The sequence below is a fragment of the Streptomyces albofaciens JCM 4342 genome, assembly GCF_008634025.1.
In the GTDB taxonomy this organism is placed as follows: domain Bacteria; phylum Actinomycetota; class Actinomycetes; order Streptomycetales; family Streptomycetaceae; genus Streptomyces; species Streptomyces albofaciens.
Map to the genome: position 1 here is coordinate 2,107,254 of NZ_PDCM01000002.1, position 20,744 is coordinate 2,127,997.

Sequence of the window (20,744 nt, forward strand, 5' to 3'; positions counted from 1 at the left end):
GTGGTGCTGCCGGGGGTCCGGGCGGCGGTGTGCGCGGGCCGCCGCCCGGTGGCGCGGGCGCCTCAGAACGCGGAGTCATATCCGGCCGATCCGCTCCCGCCGCCCGGTCCGCCCGCCCCGGTGGGGCCGGACGGCCTGCCGCCGCCGTTGGCGGACGGGCCGCGCCCGCCCGGGGCGGCGCCCCGCCCGGACCGCCCGGTGGACCGGCCCGCCGTGCTCCGGTCGCCGGCCGCCCGGCCCGGCCGGCGTCCCGGGCCGGTGCGCTCCCGGCCCGGCCCGCGCCCGCCGCGCACGAACAGTTCCAGGTCGTGGTCGAGGGAGACGGGCGCGCCGCGCGGCACCGGCTGTTCGCCGCCCCTGGGGGTGCGCAGCCGCAGCCCGTCGCCCCGGCGCTGGAGCCGGTACGCCTGTGCCGCGCCCGCGTCCCGGCGGCGCAGGCCGGGGCGCGGCGAGGACGGGTGGTCCACCGCGAAGCAGAACGTCCGCGTCCGGGCGCCGCGCACCTTCAGTTCGCCCAGCGTGGTGCCGTCCCGGCGCAGTTCGAGGACGAGCCCTTGCAGCGAGCCCTGGGCGAGGCGGTACCAGATGTGGATGCCGATGACCACGGCCGCCGCGAGCAGCAGCCCGGCACCGCCGACGACCGCCCACCACCAGCGGTCCCACCAGGTGGGCGCCGGGGTGACGGTGACGGTCAGGAAGGCGGCGCCGACCTCCCGGCCGCCGTCGGTGCGGTCGGTGACGGTGATCCGGCCGCCGGCGTCCCCCGGCGGGGCGCCGGAGCCGAAGGAGACGGTGAAGGGCACCGGCTGCTGGGCGCCGGGCGCGACGGTGACGGTGGCCGGGCTGATGCGCAGGGCCGCCGCCGTGGACTGGTCGGCCAGTCCCAGCCGCAGGGTGTGCGGCCGGCTGTCGTTGTTGCGGGCGACGAGCTTGCCGCCGACCGTACCGCCGGGGTGCACGTCGTGGCCCTCCAGCGTCACCCCCGCCACCACCGGCGCGGGCCCCGAGGAGACGCGGGTGTCGTACGGCCGCCGGTCACCGGTGACGCCGGGCGCCGCGATCGCGCCGGTCAGCCGCAGCGCGCCGGTGGCCGTCCTCGGCACCGTGACCGAGGCGCCGAACAGCACGTCACCGGCCTTGCCGTCGGGCCCCCGGCCGTCGTCGCGCAGCGGCACGTCCACCGGCTCGAAGCCGTCGCCGGACAGCTGGGCCGCGGCCCGCACCCCGGCGAGCTGCCCGGGGTCGGTGATCACCACGCCGCGCCGGGTCTGCAGCCGCATCCGTACGACGACGTTCTCGCCGGGGCGGGGCGCGGACGGCTCCAGGGTGACCGACGAGCGCAGCACGCCCTGCCAGATGGCCCGTACGGTCGCGGGCTGGTCGCGGTGCCCCTCGGGCGCGGACAGCTTCACCCGCCACCTGCCCGGCAGCGGGTCCTTGACCCGCAGCGCCTCGACCGGCCCGTCCTGGCCGCTGACCTCGAAGCGGGAGCCGTCGAACTCCCCTTGCAGGGGCACCTTGCGGCCCTTGGGGTCGTAGTAGGTGGCGGTCACCCGCGGATCGCGCTTGGTGACGGTGATCGAGCCGTCGGTGGCGATCGGCGGGATGGTCACCTCCAGCTCGCCGGGCGGTTTGCCGCTGGTGCCCTGCTCGACGCGGGCGCAGCGGGCGGCGGCGAACGCGCCCTGGAGCGCCCGGTCCACGTCCGCCGCGCCGTCCACGACCTCCGGCCGCGGCCGGGCGCCGGGCAGGTCGGCGCAGCCGTCGCGGTAGCCGCCGTCGGCCATCTGCTGGAGGGCCTTCCTGTCGATGCCCTTGCCGAAGCCCAGCGGCCAGATCTGCACGTGTTCGCGGCGCGCCTGGTCGAGCACCTCACGCAGCCGCTTCTCGCCCTCCTGGCGCCGGGCGGCGGGGTCGGCCCCGTAGGCGGGGCTGTCCTCGACGTTCAGCTTGCCGTCGGTGAGCAGGAAGATGACCTTGGCGGCGCCTTCGGTGCCGTTCTCGCGCAGCCGGGTCAGGGCCTGGGTCAGGGCGGCGGGGAAGTCCGTGCCGGGGCCGAGGCCGGCGCCCGCGCGGTCGGTGAGGCGGCGGGCGCAGTCGCTGATGCGCTGGCGGCCCGCGGCATCCACGACGGTGGGCGGGCACACTTCCCGTACGGGCTGCTGGCCCTCCTTCTCCGCGCTGCCGAAGCCGATGACGCCGGCCCGGGAGCGTTCGGAGATCTCGCCCTGGCCGATCAGCGCGGCGGCCTCGGCCTCGCGGGCCAGCGCGTCCTTGTCGATGCTGGCCGAGGCGTCCACGACGACGGAGAAGTCGACGGGCGCCGGGCCCGCCGTCGGGGCGGTGGGCGTGGGCGCGGCCCAGGCGGGCGGCGGGCCGAGCGGCACGGTCGCGCAGAGTGCGGTCAGGGCCGCCACGAGGGCGCGGCGCACCCCGCGCCGCGTCCGTACGGCGGCCGGCCGGGTCCGGTGCGTCGCGTTCACCACAGTCCTCCGGCCAGTGCGCAGGAGCCCCCGGCGGCCAGACAGCCGACGCCCCAGCGCAGCCAGCGGTACTTGGCGCCGAGGATGCGGCCGAGGGCGCACGCCTGCTCGACGGCCCACTGCCCGGTGTCTAGGCCCGCTAGGGCGACCCGCGGCAGCAGGGTCTCGGCGGACGCGCCCCGGGTCAGCTGCGGCACGAAGGTCAGACAGCCGTCCGCGGCCGTACGGGTGCGGGGCAGTACCGCCGCCACGAACATCGCTATGCCCAGCGTCCAGAGCACCGTGCCGGTGACGAGCAGGGCGGCGCGGACGGCGGGCATCGCCAGGACCTGCCCGTCCCGGCCGAAGACCAGGACGAGCGCCGCCATGGCGCCGGTCATCATGACGGACGCCTTGGTGTCGGCCCGGCTGATCTCTTCGCGTACGACCTTCAGCAGGCGCTCGGCCACGAAGTCGGGGCCGGTGCCCGCTGAGGGGCCGGAGGCGGCGCAGTGGCAGGCCCCGTGGGCAGGTGTGGGTGCGGATACGGGGGCGGGCGGAGCGCCGGTGGTCATACGTCCCCCCAGTCCAGTCCCCGGCCGCGGCGCGGCGTGGGCTCGTCACGGTGGTCGTCGCGGCGGTCGTCGCGTTCGGCGGCGGGCTGGACGCGGTCGGGCTCGTAGACCCGGCCGCGGTCGTCCTGGTCGTACGGGGTGTCGCCGCGGCCCTCGGCGGCATACCCGCCGTCGGTGGCGTACCGGCCGTCGGTGGTGTACCGGCCGTCGCTGGGGTACCGGCTCCCGGCGGCGTACCGGCCGTCGTCGTCCCCCGGCTCCCCTTCCGCGAGCCCCCGTCCGGAGTCCTCTCCGGGGTCCGGATCGGGTTCGTGCGCCCAGTCCATCCGCTGCCGCTCGCGGACCCGTTCGCGCTCGGCGCCGTGTTCGCCGTCCTCCAGCGCGCGCCGCCGCGGCGGTTCCAGGAAGGAGTCGGCAGCCCGCCCGACCACCCCGCTCGTCGTCGAGCGGAGGAAGTCGATGGCGGCCAGGGTCTGGTCGTTGAGGTCGTGCCGTTCGATCAGGCCGCCGTCGACGAAACGGAACACCGTCTCGATGGACAGGGCCCGTTCCTCGCGGCGCTCCTGGAGGATCGCCTGGTGGATGTCCCAGGCGTGGGCCTTGTCCCGGGCCATGAACCACGCGATCCGGCTGTCGTCGCTGCCGCTGAGCACCTCCTGGAGCTCAGCGGCCCGCATCCGGGTCAATTCCTGTTCCCGCCGTTCCTTCTTCAGTTCTTCCGCGTGCTGCCGCCGCGCGAGGTCGCCCTCGTGGTCGATCTCGGTGCGCTGCCGCTCCGCGCTGATGCCGCGTTCGCTCAGGTCGATCCGTACGAACACCTCGGTCTGCAGGCCCAGTTCCTCGCCCAGCCGCAGGTCGGCCAGCTCGGCCTCCACCGCCCGGTCGGCCCGTTCCGCCTCGCTGATGCGGTAGCGCCTGGTCACCCCGCGCAGCGCCTTGAGCAGCACGGGCGAGAAGTACCCGGCGAGGTCCCAGACGTTGGCGCACACCGTCGCGTAGGCGTCCACGACGCGCCAGCGCACCTCCACGGACGCGCGGAAGGACTCCGCGTCGCCCGCCGCGGGCAGTTCGGTGCGGAACTCGGTCACGTGCCAGCCCATCCGCACCTCCATGACCCTGAACGGGCCGCGGAAGAGCGGTTTGTTGACATCCTCGCGGCGGTCCGGCCACACCACGCTGTAGCCGCCGTTCTCGTACCGGAGCACCGCGGCCACCTGCATGCTGGGCCGCCGGAACCGCCCGGCCGACTCGTACTCCTGGACCAGCGGCCCCCGCACCGCAGCTCCGCCCCCCGGCCCCTGCCCCGCGGGCGCGCCCGGCGCCGGCCCCTGGCCGTGCCGCCCGCCGTTCCGGCCGTCTTGCGTCATCGTCGTCCCTCTCCTTCCAGCACCGCCCGCATCCGCGCGGCCGCCCGGGGGGCGAGCGGTTCGTCACTGTCCCGCTCCAGCCGGGCGACGAGCAGCAGCAACCGGTCCCGGTCGCGCCGCTCCTCCACCAGCCGTGGCAGGAATGCGCACAGCACGTCGAGCTGCCGCTGGTCCTTGGCCGCCCGCCGCATCCAGCGGCCCGTCTCCTCCTGCGCCGCGGCGCCCGACCGCGCCGTGCCGAGCGCGGTGTGCACCAGGTCCGCCAGCCAGGGCGCCCGCTCCGGGTGCGCCGCCAGCAGCGCCGCCACCAGCGGCCAGGCCCCGTACGGCTCCAGCGCGGGCCGGTCCTTGAGCCCCCACAGGTGGGAGGTGCGGGTGGCCAGCGCACGCAGCACCACCATCAGCGCGAGGTTCTGCCGGGCCTGCCGCCGGTCGCCGAGCCAGCGGGCCAGCCGCCTGAGCACGACGTCCGGTTCGGGGCCCGCCAGCAGCCGTACGACGCTGTACGAGGCGGCGTCCACGGACTTGCCGTCGTTCTCCCGGGAGCCGATCCGGCCCAGTTCGTCCAGCGAGGCGGCGACCGAGCCGGCGGCGAGGCCGTACCCATGGGCGAAGGCGGCCGTCTCGCGGGCGGCCCGGTCGTCGCCGCGCGCCCAGTCGCGCAGCAGGCCGCGCACGGCGGGCTGCACCTCCGGGGCGCGGGACGCCTCCGCCAGCGCGGTGGCCGCGGCCATCTGCTGCACCGGGCTGTCGGCGCGGGCGAGCGGCAGCAGCAGTTCGGAGAATCCGTAGAGGTAGTCCCGGGCGCACAGCGCCCCCGCGGCGATCGCGGCGCGCACCCACATCTGGGGGCGCTGGTCGTCGCACAGGGACCGCAGCCAGCGGGTCAGCGGGCCGCGCGCGTTGTGGTAGCCGTCCCACGCCTCGTACAGGACGGCGGTGGCCAGCCTGCGCCCCTGGAAGCGCGCCACCCGCACGGGGATGGCCGCGTCGCCCAGGTCCTCGACGCCGCGGCCCGGTACGGCGCGGGCCGCGGCCAGCCGGGCGGCGGTCTGCGCGGTGAACAGCGAGCGGCCCGGCGCGTACTGGGGGTCGAGGGTGACCGCCAGCTCCCAGGCGAGCAGTTCGCCGGCCTCGGTCACCAGGCTCTCCGCGGAGCCGTTGAAGACCGCGAGCGACAGCCGCAGGGCCGCGGCGCGCAGGGCGGGCAGCGCCTCGGGCAGGGTGCCGGGCCGGTCGGCCCCGGCGAACCACTCCTGTGCCTGGTGCGGCGCGAACCAGGCGCACTCACGCAGGAGCCGGGCGTCGTCGGTGTCGCCCCTGGCGTGCGCGGCGAGGTGGGTGGCGAGCCGGGCCGCCTCGCCGGGCCGCAGCTCGTCCAGGCCCAGTGCCTGCCGTACGTCGGGGCGCCGGGCGTTGGCGTGGGCCAGGTGCCGCAGTTCCAGCGGCGCGTCGGCGAGCAGGTCGGCCACATGGCGTTCCAGGACGTCGTCGGCGGGCGGGGGCACGCACAGCGCGCCGTAGCGGCCGCGCACCAGCCGGTCGGCGAAGTCGCCGCTGCCCACGACCAGGACGCCGTACGCGCCGCGCCCGGCGAGCAGCGCGCTGAGCCGGTCCAGGTGCAGTTCGGAGGGCCGGTGGCCGGTGCCGTCGCCCCGGTCGGCGCCGGGTGCCGCGCCGGACACCGCGGCGTCCTCGGCGGGCAGTTCGAGCAGATAGCCCCGGCCGGCCTCGAACTTCTCCTGGTCGACGCTGCCGAGCGCGGTGGCCGGGTCCAGGCGGGACACCCCGGAGGCGGTGTCCTTGAGGAGGGCGAGGCCGGTGGTCGTCCGGCCGGTGCCGGGCTCGCCGCACAGCGCCAGCAGGTGCGTGCGCTCCAGCCGGGTCCGCATCGCGTCGTAGCCGGGGGCCGGGCAGTAGACCCGGGCCAGGCGCTCCAGTTCCTCGTCCGGCACCGGCCCGTCGACGAAGACGGTGTCGGCGCCGACACCGACGCGGATCTGGGTCTGGTAGAAGGTGTTGCCGTCGTAGATCTGGCTGTCGCCCTCGACGTGCAGGTTGGTGCGGGCCTCGCGGGCGGTGCGGGCGCCGCCCGCCTCCCCCGCGCCGCCCAGCGGACTGCCCTTGGGGGCGTCCAGCCGCGGCTTCTCCTCGGGCTGTTCGGGGCTGTCGGCCCGGCCGTCCTTGGGGCCCTTCGCGGCGTCGTCGTCCTTGGCGGGCCGGCCCTCGGGCTGCGGCGGGGGCTGCTCACCGGCGGGTGCGGCCCCGTCGTCGGCATCGGTCACCGGGCACCGCCTTCGGGTCCGGTGCCGTTCTCGGCGGCGTCCTGGGTGCCGTCCACTGCGGCCTGTTGCGGTGCGGTCCGCTGCGGTGCGGTGTCTCCCCGCGCCGTTACGGTCTCGCCCTGCGTCGCGACGGCGTCGGGGTGCCGTACGCCGGTGAAGTCCCCGTTGAACGTGTTGCCGTCGTAGATCTGGTTGCTGCCGCCGATGTGGCCGAAGTGGTACTTGGTGGCGTACGCGGCGGGCCGCGGAGCGGGCGCCGGGGCCGTACCGGCGGCCGGTCCGGGCCCGGAAGCGGGCGGCGGGACCGTACCCCCATGCCCCGCCCCGCCGCCCTGCTCCGGCACCGGGCCCTGGGCCGCGCGCACCCCCGTCGCGCACGGCCGCTCCGGCGCCCGCACCGCCGTGTCCGGCGGCGCCTCCTGTGCGGTCTCGTCCGGCAGCGGCGGCGACGGCAGCCGGGGAACGTGGAACCACGCCTCCTCCTCCGTCTCCTTCTCCGACACCCGTGCCCGGCGGTAGTGCTCGGGCTCGATGCAGGTGCCGCCTTCCGCCACCACGTCGCGGTACAGCGAGTCGGACACGACGAACAGCAGCGGCGCCCGGTCCGCGAGCCGCATGACGCTCCTGGCCGTGTCGCTGTCGCACAGCCGGCAGGCGAGGTCCACCGCGCGGCCCGCCAGGCCCTTCTCGTCCCGGGCGACCGGCCCGGCGTGCATGGCGACGCGCAGCCGCAGCGGCTCCGCGCGCCCTTCGTTGACCTGCCGCAGCCGCTGGTAGACCCCTTCGAGCCAGGGGCCGACCAGTTGGGCGGAGGGTACGCGCGGGTCGAGCGCGACGAGGACGCCGTCCCCGCGGTCCTCCAGGTGGAAGGACTCCTCGGTGACGCCGACGGCGGCGAACCCCGCCTCGAAGACGTCGTACATCGCCTCGCGCATCCGCAGCTTGGCACGCAGCCCCAGCCGTCCGGATCCGCAGACGTCTCCGCTGACGACGAGTCGGTGCAAGGCTTCCGTGCTCACTGGACCTCCTGGTTCGTGCCGACGTGCAGCAGCATGGCCGGGGCGGGAGAAGGTGGCTGTAGCCGTTTACACAGCCGGCGGGGATTCCTCGGGACGCAGGGGGGCGGGCCCGCCCGCCGTCCGTCCGCCGACCGGCCGCCCGCCGGCCGCGCGCCCCTCGGCGAGCAGCCGCAGCAGCGCGAGGTCGAGCACGGCCAGCCGCCGCGGACCGGTCCGTACGACGCCCTGCTCGCGCAGCAGCCGCAGCGCCTTGGCCACCGCTTCGCGGGTGGAGCCGACGGCCGCCGCCAGGTCGTGCTGCGGCAGCGGCAGATCGACGTCCACACCGTTCTCCCCGGGGTGTCCGGTGCGCTCGGCCAGCTCCACCAGGCGCGCGGCCAGCCGTTGCAGCACCTTCTCCGAGGCCAGCGACCGCCGTTCGCCGTCCGAGCTGCGCAGCCGGGAGCTGAACTGCCGCATGATCAGTACGGTCGCCACGGGCCGGGCCGCGAGATAGCCGCGGAACCGGTCGCCGGGCACGACCACCCCGTCCAGCGGACCGAGCGCGGTGACGGTGGCGCTGCGCGGGCGGTGGTCTACGGCGGCCTGGTCACCGACGACCTCGCCGCTGCCGCGCAGCGCGAGGATGAGCCGTACGCCCCGCTCGGTCTCCAGGGACACGCTCGCCCAGCCGCCGACGATCGCCACGACGAAGGTGGTGGTGTCGTTCTCCCTGAGGACGACCTCGCCCGGCGCGTAACCACGGGCCCGGCCGAGCGCGAGCAGCGCCCGCCGGTCCTGCGCCGGCAGTGCCCGCAGAAAGGGTCTGCCGTCCTCGAAGAGACTCATCCGTCCCCTCCCCCGATGTTGCGCTCACCTCGTCCCCGGACGCCCGGGGCCCCTGGGTGTTCCGCCTTTGTGCATGTGGTCGCCCTGGGGCCCCGCCCCGGTTCCTCAGCGTGGCGGAGAAATGGGCACGGCTCTGATTTCTTTCGGTACCGGCGAGGTTCTTGCGTGAATTGATCGAGCTGCGCTCGGTTGAGTTACAGAACAGTAGGGACCCGACCAGGCTCCGTCAACGCTCCCCGGCACCTCAACTCGACATATTCACAAGGGCGTTGACCTCCCCGAACACATGTGCCTCGACGCGTCCGGGAGCGCGGCGGCGGCACATACCGCGAGTGCCGCCGCGATTACGGTGAGGGTTCGCTTTGGCAGCAACTCACTTACAAATGCAGCTGGTTAGCGCACCCGAATGACGAACTAATGTCCAAAACAATGCATTTGCCGTCAACGCCCGCCCATTCCGTCAGCCGTCCTGCTGATTGCCTCGCCTTCCGGGCGCCCGGCTGCGGCCGGCCGAAGCTCGGCACTCGCACCCTGGTCGATTTCAGCGCTTTCATGTACGGATCACCCCGGGGCATCGAGGCGCGGATGGCCGAATACGGTCGGGCAGGCGTGGCCGAAGTTGTCGTCGATACCGCCGACGTGTATTCCCAGCATGGTCATCCGGACGCCGTGGGCGACCTCCAGGTCATCCGCGCGGCGTGCCGGAGGCAGCCACCGGCACCGGCCCCGTTCCCCGACGGGCCCACGGCCCCGCCGGAACGCCCGCAGACACGCAGACACGCAGACAGGAGAAGCACGACGGTGCCCGACGACCTCGCGCGCTGGCTCACCGAGCACGCCAGACCACTCGACGCGCTGGAACCGGGCACGCCCCACGGGGACCTCGGACCGCTGGGCGACGCCTTGCGCGGCGTACGCATCGTCGGCCTCGGCGAGTCCACCCACGGCACGCACGAGTTCTTCCGGCTCAAGCACCGGCTGGTGGAGTTCCTGGTGCGCGAGGAGGGATTCACCGTCCTCGCCATGGAGGCCAGCGCTTCCGCGGCCCGCGCCCTGGACACGTACGTACGCCACGGCACCGGGGACCCCGCGCGCCTGATCGGCCGGCTGGGCTTCTGGACCTGGCGCACCGCGGAGATGCTCGACCTGGTCGAGTGGCTGCGGGCCCACAACGAGGGCCTGCCCGAGGAGCGGCGGGTGCGTTTCGTCGGTACGGACCCGCAGCGCTGCGCCGATTCGGTCGCGGCGGTCACCGCCTTCCTGGACCGGGCGGCACCCGAGCGGGCGGCACAGGTACGCGACCTGACGGTGCTCGCCCAGGCCCGCCCCGCCTCCCGGCCGGACCTGCGGCAGACCCTCGTACCCCGCGCCGAAGCCCTCGCCGACTTCATCGCCGGCCACCGGCAGACGTGCGCCGAGCGGATCGCGGCGGCCGGTGAGGACGGCGGCCGGAAGCCGGCGGCGACGGTCGACGACGCGCTGGAACACGCGCGCATCCTCGTCCGCGCCGCCGACCTGGTGACCCGCTCCCCCGGCCGGCCCACGGGGGAGGACAGCGTGTTCGCCGTACGCGACCGCTACATGGCCGACGCCGTGGCGCGCCTGGTGGACACCAACCCCCGGGCCCGCGTCATCGTCTGGGCGCACAACGGGCACATCGCGAAGGGTACGTACGGCGCGGGGGTGCCCGCGCTCGGCAGCAGGCTCCGCGCGCGCTACGGCGACGCCTACTACGCGCTGGCCCTCCTCTTCGGCAAGGGCTCCTTCCTCGCCCGCCGTGGCACCGACGTCCACGGCCCGCCGCTCCGGCACCGGATCGGCACCGGGACCCGGACGGTCGAGGCCCGGTTCGCCCAGGCCGTGCCCGGCGACTTCTACGTCGGCCTGACCACGGGCGGCTCGCCGCCGGAAGCCGCGCGGTGGCTGCGGTCGGCCCTGGCCCAGCGCAGCTTCGGCGCCAACGTGCCGCGCTTCGCCTACCGGTTCCACGTGGCGCCGCTGGTACCGGCGGAGGACTACGACGGCATCGCGTTCGTCGCCCGCTCGACGTGCTCGCGGGTGCTGCCGGTTGCGGAGCGGTGAGCCGCGGTACGCGATGAGCCCTGGCGGCCGCGCCCGGGATGGGCCCGGCCGCGCCCGAACCGGGCCCGGCCGCATCCGACCGGGCCCGCCCCCCGCGGCCCAGACAGCCGCGGGTCCACCGGGCCCGCCCCCGCCCCTACAGCCGCGGATCCACCGGCTCCGACTCCAGCGCCAGCACGGCGAACACCGCCTCGTGCACCCGCCACAGGGGCTCGCCGTCGGCCAGGCGGTCCAGTGCCTCCAGGCCGAGGGCGTACTCGCGCAGGGCGAGGGAGCGCTTGTGGCCGAGGTGGCGGACGCGCAGCCGCTCCAGGTTCTCCGGGCGGGTGTACTCCGGGCCGTAGATGATGCGCAGGTACTCCCGGCCGCGGCACTTGACGCCGGGCTGCACCAGCCGCCCGTCGCCCTTGCGCACCAGCGCGCCCAGCGGCTTGACGACCATGCCCTCGCCACCGGCGGCGGTCAGATCCAGCCACCACCAGATGCCCGCCGCGACCGACGCCTCGTCCTCCGTGTCGACGACGAGGCGGCCGGTGCGACGCAACAGGCCCGTTCCGTCGTGCTCGACCAGCCGGTCCAGCCAGGCCAGCTGCTCGTCGTGCGGTACGGCCGCGAGATTGCGGCCCGGCGCGGCCAGGATCTGGAACGGTGCGAGCCGTACGCCCTCCAGGCCGTCCACCGGCCAGCAGTACCGCCGGTACGCCTCGGTGAACGCGGCGGCGTCGGCGGCCCGTTCGCGCTGGCGCGCCAGCAGGTCCGGCACCTCCACGCCACGGGCCGCGGCGGCCTCCAGCGCGTCCAGCGCCCCGGGGAAGGCCGCGCCGGACGCCGCGCCGACCGCCGCGTACTGTCCGCGCAGCAGCCCGGCCGCCTTCAGCGACCACGGCAGCAGTTCGGCGTCGAGCAGCAGCCAGTGCCCGGAGCCGGAGGAACCGGACGCGGCGGCAGCCGTTGGAGCGGGGGCGGCCGTTGGAGCGGGGGCGGCCAGCTCCTCCCACAGGCCCGCGCCCTCGACGGCCTCCCGTACGGACTTCAGCACCTGCTCGGTCACGGCCGGGTCGTCGAAGAACGGACGGCCGGTACGGGTGTAGACCGCGCCGCTGACGCCCTCCGCGGCACCGAACCGCTCCCGCGCGACCGCCTCGTCGCGGCACACCAGGACCACGGCCCGCGAGCCCATGTGCTTCTCCTCGCACACGACCTCCCGCACGCCGTCCGCCCGGTACGCCGCGAAGGCCTCGGCCGGGTGCTCCAGGTAGCCGTCCTCCTTGGAGGTCGCGCAGGGCGCCATCGTCGGCGGGAGGTACGGCAGCAGGCGCGGATCGGCCGCGAACCGGCTCATGACCTCCAGGGCCGCCGCCGCGTTCTCCTCCTTGACGGCGACCCGGCCCATGTGGCGCGTCTCCACGACCCGCCGCCCGGCGACGTCGGCCAGGTCCAGCGGCCGCCCGTCCGCGCCGCCCGGCGCCTCGCTGGCCAGCGGCTTGGCCGGCTCGTACCAGACCCGCTCGGCCGGTACGTCGACCAGCTCCCGCTCGGGCCAGCGCAGCGCCGTCATCCGGCCGCCGAAGACGCAGCCGGTGTCCAGGCAGATGGTGTTGTTCAGCCAGCTCGCGCGCGGGGCGGGGGTGTGCCCGTAGACCACGGCGGCGCGGCCCCGGTACTCCTCGGCCCACGGGTAGCGCACCGGCAGTCCGAACGCGTCGGTCTCGCCGGTCGTGTCGCCGTACAGCGCGAAGGACCGCACCCGGCCGGAGGTGCGCCCGTGGTACTTCTCCGGCAGTCCGGCGTGGCAGACCACCAGCGCACCGCCGTCAAGGACGTAGTGGCTGACCAGGCCCTCGATGAAGGCGCCGACCGCACTGCGGAACGCCTCGTCCTCGCGCTCCAGCTGCGCCACGGTCTCGGCGAGGCCGTGGCTGTGCTGCACCTTGCGGCCCTTGAGGTAGCGGCCGAGCTTGTTCTCGTGGTTGCCCGGTACACACAGCGCGTGCCCGGCGGCGACCATGCCCATCACCAGGCGCAGCACACCGGGGCTGTCCGGACCGCGGTCGACCAGGTCGCCGACGAACACGGCGGTGCGGCCCTGCGGGTGCCGGGCGTCCACGGGGCGGCCGAGCGCGTCCCGCTCGATGTCGTACCCCAGGCGCCCGAGCAGCGTCTCCAGCTCGGAGCGGCAGCCGTGGATGTCGCCGACGATGTCGAACGGGCCGGTCAGGTGCCGCAGGTCGTTGAAGCGCCGCTCGGTGACGAGCTCCGCGGCCTCGATCTGCTCCACGCCCTTGAGCACGTGCACCTTGCGGAAGCCCTCGCGCTCCAACTGCCGCAGCGAGCGCCGCAGTTCGCGCTGGTGGCGCTGGATGACGCGGCGCGGCAGCCCGGCCCGGTCGGCACGGGCCGCGTTGCGCCGCGCGCACACCTCCTCCGGCACGTCCAGGACGATGGCCACCGGCAGCACGTCGTGCTCGCGGGCCAGCCGGACCAGCTCGGCGCGCGCCTCGTGCTGCACGTTCGTGGCGTCGACGACGGTCCGCCGGCCGGCCGCGAGCCGCTTGCCCGCGATGTAGTGCAGCACGTCGAAGGCGTCGCCGCTGGCGCTCTGGTCGTTCTCGTCGTCGCTGACCAGCCCGCGGCAGAAGTCCGAGGAGAGGACCTCGGTGGGCTTGAAGTGCCGGGCGGCGAACGTGGACTTGCCGGAGCCGGTGGCGCCGACGAGCGCCACCAGGCACAGGTCGGGGACGCCCAGCGGGCGGCGGTCCGTACGGCCGCCGCCGTCGGGGGAGTCGCTTCCGCCCGCGCCGGGGCGGTGGGCAGGGGTGGTGCCGGTCATGCCTGGGCCTCCTTCGCGGGGGCGGGTGCGGTGGACGGGGTGGGCGCGGAGGCGGGGTGGGCGGGCGCGGGCACGGGCATCCGCTCCGCCGTCAGGCGGAAGTGCGCCAGTTGGGTCGGCGGCCCCACCTCGGGGTCGTCCGGGCCCACGGGCCGGAACTCCACCTCGTACCCGTGCCGCCGCGCCACCTCCCGGGACCACGCCCGGAACTCCTCCCGCGTCCACTCGAAGCGGTGGTCCCGGTGGCGTACGTGCCCGGCGGGCAGCGACTCCCAGCGCACGTTGTACTCGACGTTCGGCGTCGTCACCACGACCGAACGGGGCCGGGCCGCGCCGAAGACCGCGTACTCCAGCGCGGACAGCCGCGGCGGGTCGACGTGCTCGACGACCTCGCTCAGCACGGCCGCGTCGTACCCCTTCAGCCGGGCGTCGGTGTACGCGAGCGAGCCCTGCACCAGGCGCAGCCGCTCGGACTGCCGCTCGGGCATCCGGTCCAGCCGCAGCCGGCGCCGCGCTTCCTGGAGCGCGCGCATCGACACGTCCAGGCCGACGATGTCGGTGAACCGCGGCTCCTTGAGCAGTTCGGCCAGCAACTGGCCCTGCCCGCAGCCCAGGTCGAGCACCCGCGCCGCCTTCGCCTCCCGCAGCACGCCGAGGATCGCGGCCCGCCGCTGCACGGCCAGGGGGACGGCCCGCTCCTCGCCGTCGGCCGCCTGCTCCGCCGTGGCCTCGGCCGGCTCCGCCGCGTCCGCCGCGTCGGTGCCGGGCGTCTCCTCCGCCCCGGATTCCGTGGGCTCCTCCACCGCGTTGTCGATCTCCTCCGCGGCCGTGTCGTCCGCCTCGGCGAGCCGGGCCAGCTCCAGCCGCTCCAGCGCGTCGCGCGTCAGCGACCAGCGGCGGGCCAGGTAACGGCCGGTGATCAGCTTCTGTTCGGGGTGGTCCGCCAGCCAGCCGTCACCGGCCCGCAGCAGCTTGTCGACCTCGTCGGGCGCGACCCAGTAGTGCTTGGCGTCGTCCAGCACCGGCAGCAGCACATACAGATGCCGCAGCGCCTCGGCGACCGTGTGCTCGCCCTCCAGTCCGAGACGTACGTACCGCGAGTCGCCCCATTCCGGGAACGTCGCGTCCAGCGGCACCGGCTCGGCCCGCACCGTCCACCCCAGCGGCTCGAACAGGCGGCGCACCAGGTCGGCGCCGCCGCGCGCGGGCACCGCCGGCAGGTCCAGGCGCAGCGGCAGCGGCTGCGCGGGCAGTTCGGGGCGCGCCTTGCACTGCCCCTTGAGCGCGCTGGCGAAGACCGTGCTCAGGGCCACGGCCAGCAGCGAAGAGGCCGCGTAGGGACGGTCGTTGACGTACTGCGCGAGCGCCGAGTCGGGGGCGCCGCCGCGGCCCTTCCCCCGGCCGCGCCGCACCAGCGCGACCGGGTCCACCTCCAGGAGCAGCGCGGCCGTGCACCGGCCGTCGTCCGCTTCCGGGTAGAACACATGGGCCGTGCCGTACGCCGTCGAGAACGCCTGCGCCTTGCCGGGGTGCTTGTGCAGCAGGAATCCGAGGTCGGTCGCGGGGCGCCCGTCGCTGCCGGTGGTGCTTATCGTCAGGAACACGCGTACGAGTATCGCGCGGCGCGGAGGCCCGGGACAAAGTCATTTCGCAGGTGGGAACGGGTGGGGGCGAGTGGGGGCGGGGGTGCGGGCGAGGGCGGCGGGCCGGGGCCGCCCGCATCCGCGTTCGCCGGCGACCCCGGTGCCGTGCCTGTTCCCGCCACCCGGCGGGTGCAGGGCAAGATGGTCGGCATGGAACTCCGGATCTTCACCGAGCCCCAGCAGGGGGCCACCTACGACACCCTTCTCCGCGTCGCCCGGGCCGCCGAGGACCTGAACTACGGCGCCTTCTTCCGCTCCGACCACTACCTGCACATGGGCAGCACCGACGGCCTGCCCGGCCCGACGGACGCCTGGATCACCCTGGCCGGCCTGGCCCGGGAGACCCGCCGCATCCGGCTGGGCACCCTGATGACGGCCGGCACCTTCCGCCTCCCCGGCGTGCTCGCCATCCAGGTCGCCCAGGTCGACCAGATGTCGGGCGGCCGGATCGACTTCGGCCTGGGCTCCGGCTGGTACGAGGACGAGCACAGGGCGTACGGCATCCCCTTCCCCAAGGAGAAGTTCGGCCGCCTGGAGGAGCAGCTCGCGATCATCACGGGGCTGTGGAAGACGCCGACCGGTGAACGCTTCAGCTTCGACGGGAAGTTCTACCGGCTGACCGACTCCCCCGCGCTGCCGAAGCCGGCCCAGCCGAAGGTGCCGGTGCTCATCGGCGGGCACGGTGTCAAGCGCACACCCGCGCTCGCCGCCGAGTACGCGGACGAATTCAACATCCCCTTCGCCTCGTTGGACGACACCGAGCAGCAGTTCAAGCGGGTACGGGCAGCCGCCGAGCAGCGCGGCCGCGACGCCGGCGAGCTCGTCTACTCCAACGCCCTGGTCGCCTGCGTCGGCAAGAACGACGCGGAGGTCAAGCGCCGCGCGGACGCCATCGGCCGCGAGGTCGAGGAGCTGAAGGCCAACGGACTGGCCGGCTCCCCCGCCGAGGTCGTCGAACGCCTCGGCCGCTTCCAGGCCGTGGGCTCGCAGCGGGTGTATCTCCAGATGCTCGACCTGGCCGACCTCGACCAGCTGGAACTGATCGCTTCCGAGGTCATGCCGCAGGTGGGGTGAGCCCTCGGAGTTCCGGAATCCTTGGGGGTCCCTGGAGTACCCCGGGCATGGCGCTCACCCGGCGGGCACGTCCCCGCCCGGCCCCCAAGGGCCCGGGAGCCACTCCACGAGCAGCAGGGTCGCGTCGTCACGCAACTCGTTGCCCTCGTCGCCGACGATGTAGTGGATCAGACGGCGCAGCGTCTCGAAGGCCAGCTCGCCGCCCGCCGTGGCCCGGATGATCATGTCCGTGAAGCGGTCCAGGCCGAAGAGCCTGCCCTGCGAGTCGCGCGCCTCGGTTACGCCGTCGGTGTACAGCAGTACCCGGTCACCGGGCTCCAGATCCGCCACATGGACGGTACGGGGGTCCGGCGACAGCGCGGCGGGCAGGCCCAGCGGCAGCTGGCCGGGGCGCTCCAGCGCGTTGTCGAGGACGGTGTGCCGGCGGATGAGCAGCGGCGGCGGGTGGCCGCAGTTGACCCAGCGCAGCCGCCCGTCGTCCAGGTCCAGCTGGAGGAAGACACCGGTGGCGAACCGGTCGGGCAGCCATTCGGACAGCGCCTGGTCGACGGTGTCCACCGTCTCGCGGAGGTCCGCCCCGGCACGCCGGCCGCTGCGGCAGCCCGCCAGGGCGACCGAGGTGGCCAGCCCGGCGGCCAGGTCGTGGCCCATCGAGTCGATGATGGCGGCGTGCAGCGTGTTCTGCGTCACGGAGTGGTCGAACGCGTCGCCGCCCAGCTCGTACGCGGGCTCCAGCACCGCGGTGGACACCGCCTGCTCGTTGCCGATCGTGCGCGGCGGCAGGAAGGCCCGTACCATCTCCGCGGGCAGCTGCATCGGCTGCGTACGCGCCTGCCGTACGAACGTGTCGCTGTAGGCCCGCTTCGAGGTGATGATGGGGGCCAGCAACGCCGCCAGCGTACGGCAGCGGCGCAGGCGCTCACTGTCCAGCAGGTCGGTGTGCGCCTCCAGTACGCCCAGCCGCTCCACCCCGTCCACCAGCGGCAGCCACACCCGGATGCCGCCCTCGAAGCCCTCCACGTCCTCCACGCGCATGGCCAGCGTGCGGTAGGTCCATCCGGCGTGCGAGCCGTCCACGGCCAGTGGCGCCTGCCCGCTGCCCAGCGGGCACAGCCGCCGCTGCTGGATGTCGACCAGATAGAGGCACACGTGCCGCAGGCCGAGGGCCGCGGCATGCCGGTTCACCAGGTCGGGCATGTCCGTCGGCGCCGCGCGCTGGGCGTGCTCCAGCAGCGTTTCGAGCATTCCGTAGCCCTCGGCGCCCGGATAGGCGTCCGCAAAGGCTTCCCCGGCCATGGTGCTCACCTCCTCCGGCAGTCTCGCACCGCGCCTGCGGGGCCGCCGTCCGGAGGATTCCCGGCGGGCGTCCGTCACCGCTGCCGGGTTCGCCACCGGTGGTCGGGCAGGAAGCGCACGTCGTACCGCTGCGGTACGGTCGCGAACTTCTCCGCCTCCGGTACGACGGGCTCCCGCGGCAGCCCGAGCTGTTCCGTCGGCGCGCCGAGGTTCTCGAAGAACCGCTCGAAGGTGCCGCCGGGCCCGGCTGCCACGCCGACGATCCGGCTGTGGTGGCGCTCCATGCGGTAGGCGTGCGGACAGTTCGCGGGCACGAAGCCGAAGTCGCCGGGGGTCAGCAGCTTCTCCTGCTGATGCCCCTCGGTGTCCTCGACGAACAGCCGGACCGCGCCCTGGGGGACGTAGAAGACCTCGTACGTATCGGAGTGCAGGTGGGCCGGGATGAGGTCGCCCTTGGGCCCCTCGCAGGTGAAGAAGTTGAAGGTGTTCCCGGTCTGCTCACCGCCCGCGTAGACGGTGAACAGGTCGCCGAACAGCTGGGCCCGGTCCCCCTCGCCCTTCTCGATGAAGTACGGCTTGCCCGGCTCGGCGGGTATCCGCGAGGCCCGGCGGTACCGCGTGGCGTACTCGATGGTCACAAATCCTCCCAGGACGGAACGGGGATCCGACGCCAGGCACCCCGACGACCGAGGTGTCAGGCACCCTGACGTGCAGCATGTCAGGTACCCTGACACGTATCGCTCTTCACGAGCAACCCCACCCCCAAGCCGGGCCGCCGCCCCCGATGAGACCCGCCCATGGACCCAGCCATGCCGCACATGGAGCCAGCCATGCCGCACCACCCACCGCGCCGCAACCTCCCCCAGCTGCTCGGCGACGCGCGGCGCTGGTTCGAGGAGGCGCTTCTGGCGGCCATGGACGCGGCCGGCGGCCCCCCGGTGACCTCCACCCAGGTCCAGCTCTTCGCCGTACTGGACGCGGAGGGCACCACCGTCGCCGCGCTGGCCCGGCGGATGGGCGTGACCCGGCAGACCGCGCACCAGGCCGTGCACGGCCTGGTCGCCGCGGGCCTGCTGGAGCAGGTCCCCGACCCCGCCTCCGCCCGGCAACGGCTGATCCGCCGCACCGCGAAAGGCGAAAGCGCCCACCGGCAAGCCGAATGCTTTCTTCAGGACCTGGAACGCCGACTCGCCGAACGCATCGGCCAGGAAGCGGTCAACACCCTCCGCAAAACCCTGGAAACCCCCTGGGGCCCGCCTCCGCGCCCATAAACGCACTTCGGGCCCACATCGCCCCAACACCGCGTCTCACTCTTTCGGCTCAACCGGCCGGTATTGCACACCCTCGGCGACATCCTGACGTTGATCGGTAAGTCGGAGTTACGACTTACCGAAAGAGGTATGACGTGGAATATCCCGCCACCCGTACAGCCGCCATCTCCACCACGGCGCTGACGCTGGCCAGCGCCCTCACCGTCACCGCCGCCTCCGCCCTGGACCACCGGGACCGCCACACCGCCCCCGAGCGCCTGCACGCGGCAGCCCGTTCCGGCTCCTTCGACATCCTGACGCGGCAGGCCAGCGGCCTGAAGGCACGATTCACCGAGCCGGACGGCACCCCGGTGGCGGGCCTGCCGGTCAAGTTCACCGTCTCCGGCGAGAAAACCCTGCTGTGCGAGGCCACCACCGACACCGACGGCTACGCCGAGTGCGAAACCCCCGCCCTCCCGCCCCTTTCCGCGTCCGCCGTGAAACTCCTCACCAGCGGCTACGACGCCACCACCCACGGCACCCTCCGTTACACCCCCACCACCGCCCACAACACCATCGGCCTCACCACACCCTGAAGTCCGCCGCACCCCGGGAACCGTCACTCATCAGACCCGAAAAACTAAAACCACAACCATCCAATCCCACAAACAATCCGACCGCCCCTTCCTCCGCTCCGTCTCTTCCCGTTCCCACCCCCGCCTCCCTTGGCCCTCTGCGTGCATTCCCCGGACCACCGGCGCAGAATTCCGCCCTCCTCCGCGAACAAACAGAGCCCCCGAGAGCCAACGTCTCGGGGGCCTCCCCTTTCCGGGCTGCCGTGGCTCAGCCCGGAGCCTCCATCAGGGCCGTGACATAGGCATCCAACCGCTCCTCCACGGTCCGCGTCGTCAGCTCCGCCCTCCCTGCCTTGCGCCATGCCTGCGCCACCTGCTGCACTTCTTCCGAGGCGGCCAGTCCGTCCCGCACCTGCCAGTACCGCCGCTCGCTCGCGGCCGCGGCCGGCACCCCGCCGGCCTCCTCGTACGCCTCGGCGAACCGCAGGCCCCACGCCGGTCCGTGCAACAGCGCGAGAACGGTAGAGCAGTGCGCCACATCGAGATCCGCCGGCCCCCAGGAGGGCTGGGCCCAGTCGACGACGCCGGTGATCCGGGCGTCGGCCGCGCCCGTGGGCGGCACCTCGAACAGCACGTTGCCGGGCTGGAAGTCCCGGTGCAGAAAGCGCCCTTCGTACGGAGGCGCGGGCCGGCGGATCACATCGATCGCCGCGGCCCATACCGCCGCGTCGGCGCCCTTCGGGGTCACGACGGTGTCGGCGGTCGTCAACGCCACATACTCCCGGGGCCGCTCGACGGGCCGCACCGCGTGGATGGCCACGAGTTGGCGGGCCAGCAGAGGAAGGCGCGTCTCCAAGCCCTCGTCCTCAAGGACCGTCCGGCCCTCCAGATGCGTCATCAGGAGCGACGGATACTCGCAATGCGCGGCGGCCGGATCGACCGCGACCAGTCCAGGAGCCGGTACGCCGGTCCCCGACAGCAGGGTCAGGGCGTCGGCCTCCCTGTGCAGCCAGTCCTCGGCGTGCCCCACGTAGTACGGGTCGACGAAGGTCCGCAGCACCAGATCACGGGTGCCTCCGCCGCGCCTGCCAATGGTCAGCCTCCGCGTTTCCGCAGTGATCCCGCCATGCAGCACCTCGGCCCCGACGACCCGTTCACCGGCCTCCAGATGCCGATTCACCCAAGCCAGTGTCGACGGCCGGACTGCCGCCACCTCGTCGCGGTTGGTCATCGCGCCACCTCATCATCCGGGCGGCGGCACGCGCAAAGAGTTTCCTTGCGGCTGATGACAACGACGCGACACTGCCCTGTGCCTCTCGCATCGGCCGCGGACACCGTTCAGGCACGCGCATCGAGCCGTGACCACAGCCCGGGAAGCCCCGATTCAGCGGAGCCGGTCATTGATCCGATGCTCACGGCAGCCGTCACGACCGGCCACCGGCGCCCGAGGAGGCGGCG

Annotated in this window: 15 protein-coding genes; 4 read left to right on the forward strand and 11 right to left on the reverse strand. The window is 74.3% G+C overall.

Annotated elements, in window-relative coordinates; all coding sequences use genetic code 11:
- Window positions 1-62 precede the first annotated feature (62 nt).
- The 6 genes from CP973_RS29395 to CP973_RS29430 form a co-directional block, all read right to left on the reverse strand.
- Complete coding sequence (locus CP973_RS29395; protein WP_150246920.1) at window positions 63-2,483, reverse strand: vWA domain-containing protein; 2,421 nt, start codon at window positions 2,481-2,483, stop codon at window positions 63-65.
- Window positions 2,480-3,037, reverse strand: coding sequence for a Pycsar system effector family protein (locus CP973_RS29400; RefSeq protein WP_244410066.1), 558 nt, complete (start codon window positions 3,035-3,037; stop codon window positions 2,480-2,482). Before CP973_RS29400 ends, CP973_RS29395 begins: the two co-directional genes overlap by 4 nt.
- A complete protein-coding gene (locus CP973_RS40515; RefSeq protein WP_208853327.1) occupies window positions 3,034-4,404 on the reverse strand; it encodes a hypothetical protein in 1,371 nt (456 codons plus the stop codon). The genes CP973_RS29400 and CP973_RS40515 overlap by 4 nt, the downstream gene beginning before the upstream one ends.
- A complete protein-coding gene (locus CP973_RS29420) occupies window positions 4,401-6,689 on the reverse strand; it encodes a hypothetical protein (RefSeq protein ID WP_150246921.1) in 2,289 nt (762 codons plus the stop codon). The genes CP973_RS40515 and CP973_RS29420 overlap by 4 nt, the downstream gene beginning before the upstream one ends.
- Window positions 6,686-7,708 (reverse strand): hypothetical protein, encoded by a 1,023-nt coding sequence (locus CP973_RS29425; protein WP_208853328.1) that lies wholly within the window; start codon window positions 7,706-7,708, stop codon window positions 6,686-6,688. The genes CP973_RS29420 and CP973_RS29425 overlap by 4 nt, the downstream gene beginning before the upstream one ends.
- Window positions 7,709-7,774: 66 nt before the next feature.
- Complete coding sequence (locus tag CP973_RS29430; RefSeq protein WP_150246922.1) at window positions 7,775-8,536, reverse strand: Crp/Fnr family transcriptional regulator; 762 nt, start codon at window positions 8,534-8,536, stop codon at window positions 7,775-7,777.
- A gap of 801 nt (window positions 8,537-9,337) precedes the next feature.
- On the opposite strand from CP973_RS29430, the gene CP973_RS29435 reads away from it, so the two are divergent.
- Window positions 9,338-10,618 (forward strand): erythromycin esterase family protein, encoded by a 1,281-nt coding sequence (locus CP973_RS29435; RefSeq protein WP_150246923.1) that lies wholly within the window; start codon window positions 9,338-9,340, stop codon window positions 10,616-10,618.
- Window positions 10,619-10,754: 136 nt separating this feature from the next.
- Here the strand turns inward: CP973_RS29435 and CP973_RS29440 are convergent, their stop codons facing one another.
- Together CP973_RS29440 and CP973_RS29445 are read right to left on the reverse strand one after the other, a co-directional pair.
- Entirely contained in the window at window positions 10,755-13,448 is a 2,694-nt protein-coding gene (locus CP973_RS29440) for a polynucleotide kinase-phosphatase (RefSeq protein WP_167538537.1), read from the reverse strand.
- Window positions 13,445-15,052: a 3' terminal RNA ribose 2'-O-methyltransferase Hen1 gene (locus CP973_RS29445; protein ID WP_150246924.1), complete on the reverse strand. Its 1,608-nt coding sequence runs from the start codon at window positions 15,050-15,052 to the stop codon at window positions 13,445-13,447. Before CP973_RS29445 ends, CP973_RS29440 begins: the two co-directional genes overlap by 4 nt.
- Window positions 15,053-15,241: 189 nt before the next feature.
- Between CP973_RS29445 and CP973_RS29450 the strand changes: the two genes are divergently transcribed.
- On the forward strand, window positions 15,242-16,165 hold the full coding sequence (locus tag CP973_RS29450; protein WP_150250452.1) for an LLM class F420-dependent oxidoreductase: 924 nt from the start codon (window positions 15,242-15,244) through the stop codon (window positions 16,163-16,165).
- A 54-nt stretch (window positions 16,166-16,219) separates the two neighbouring features.
- Here the strand turns inward: CP973_RS29450 and CP973_RS29455 are convergent, their stop codons facing one another.
- A complete protein-coding gene (locus CP973_RS29455; RefSeq protein ID WP_150246925.1) occupies window positions 16,220-17,461 on the reverse strand; it encodes a PP2C family protein-serine/threonine phosphatase in 1,242 nt (413 codons plus the stop codon).
- 74 nt (window positions 17,462-17,535) lie between these two features.
- Complete coding sequence (locus tag CP973_RS29460; protein ID WP_150246926.1) at window positions 17,536-18,099, reverse strand: quercetin 2,3-dioxygenase; 564 nt, start codon at window positions 18,097-18,099, stop codon at window positions 17,536-17,538.
- 192 nt (window positions 18,100-18,291) lie between these two features.
- Between CP973_RS29460 and CP973_RS29465 the strand changes: the two genes are divergently transcribed.
- Together CP973_RS29465 and CP973_RS29470 are read left to right on the forward strand one after the other, a co-directional pair.
- Window positions 18,292-18,732 (forward strand): MarR family winged helix-turn-helix transcriptional regulator, encoded by a 441-nt coding sequence (locus CP973_RS29465; RefSeq protein WP_150246927.1) that lies wholly within the window; start codon window positions 18,292-18,294, stop codon window positions 18,730-18,732.
- 134 nt (window positions 18,733-18,866) lie between these two features.
- On the forward strand, window positions 18,867-19,307 hold the full coding sequence (locus CP973_RS29470) for a hypothetical protein (RefSeq protein ID WP_150246928.1): 441 nt from the start codon (window positions 18,867-18,869) through the stop codon (window positions 19,305-19,307).
- A 247-nt stretch (window positions 19,308-19,554) separates the two neighbouring features.
- Here the strand turns inward: CP973_RS29470 and CP973_RS29475 are convergent, their stop codons facing one another.
- A complete protein-coding gene (locus CP973_RS29475) occupies window positions 19,555-20,517 on the reverse strand; it encodes a phosphotransferase family protein (protein WP_150246929.1) in 963 nt (320 codons plus the stop codon).
- Between the last annotated feature and the right edge of the window lie 227 nt (window positions 20,518-20,744).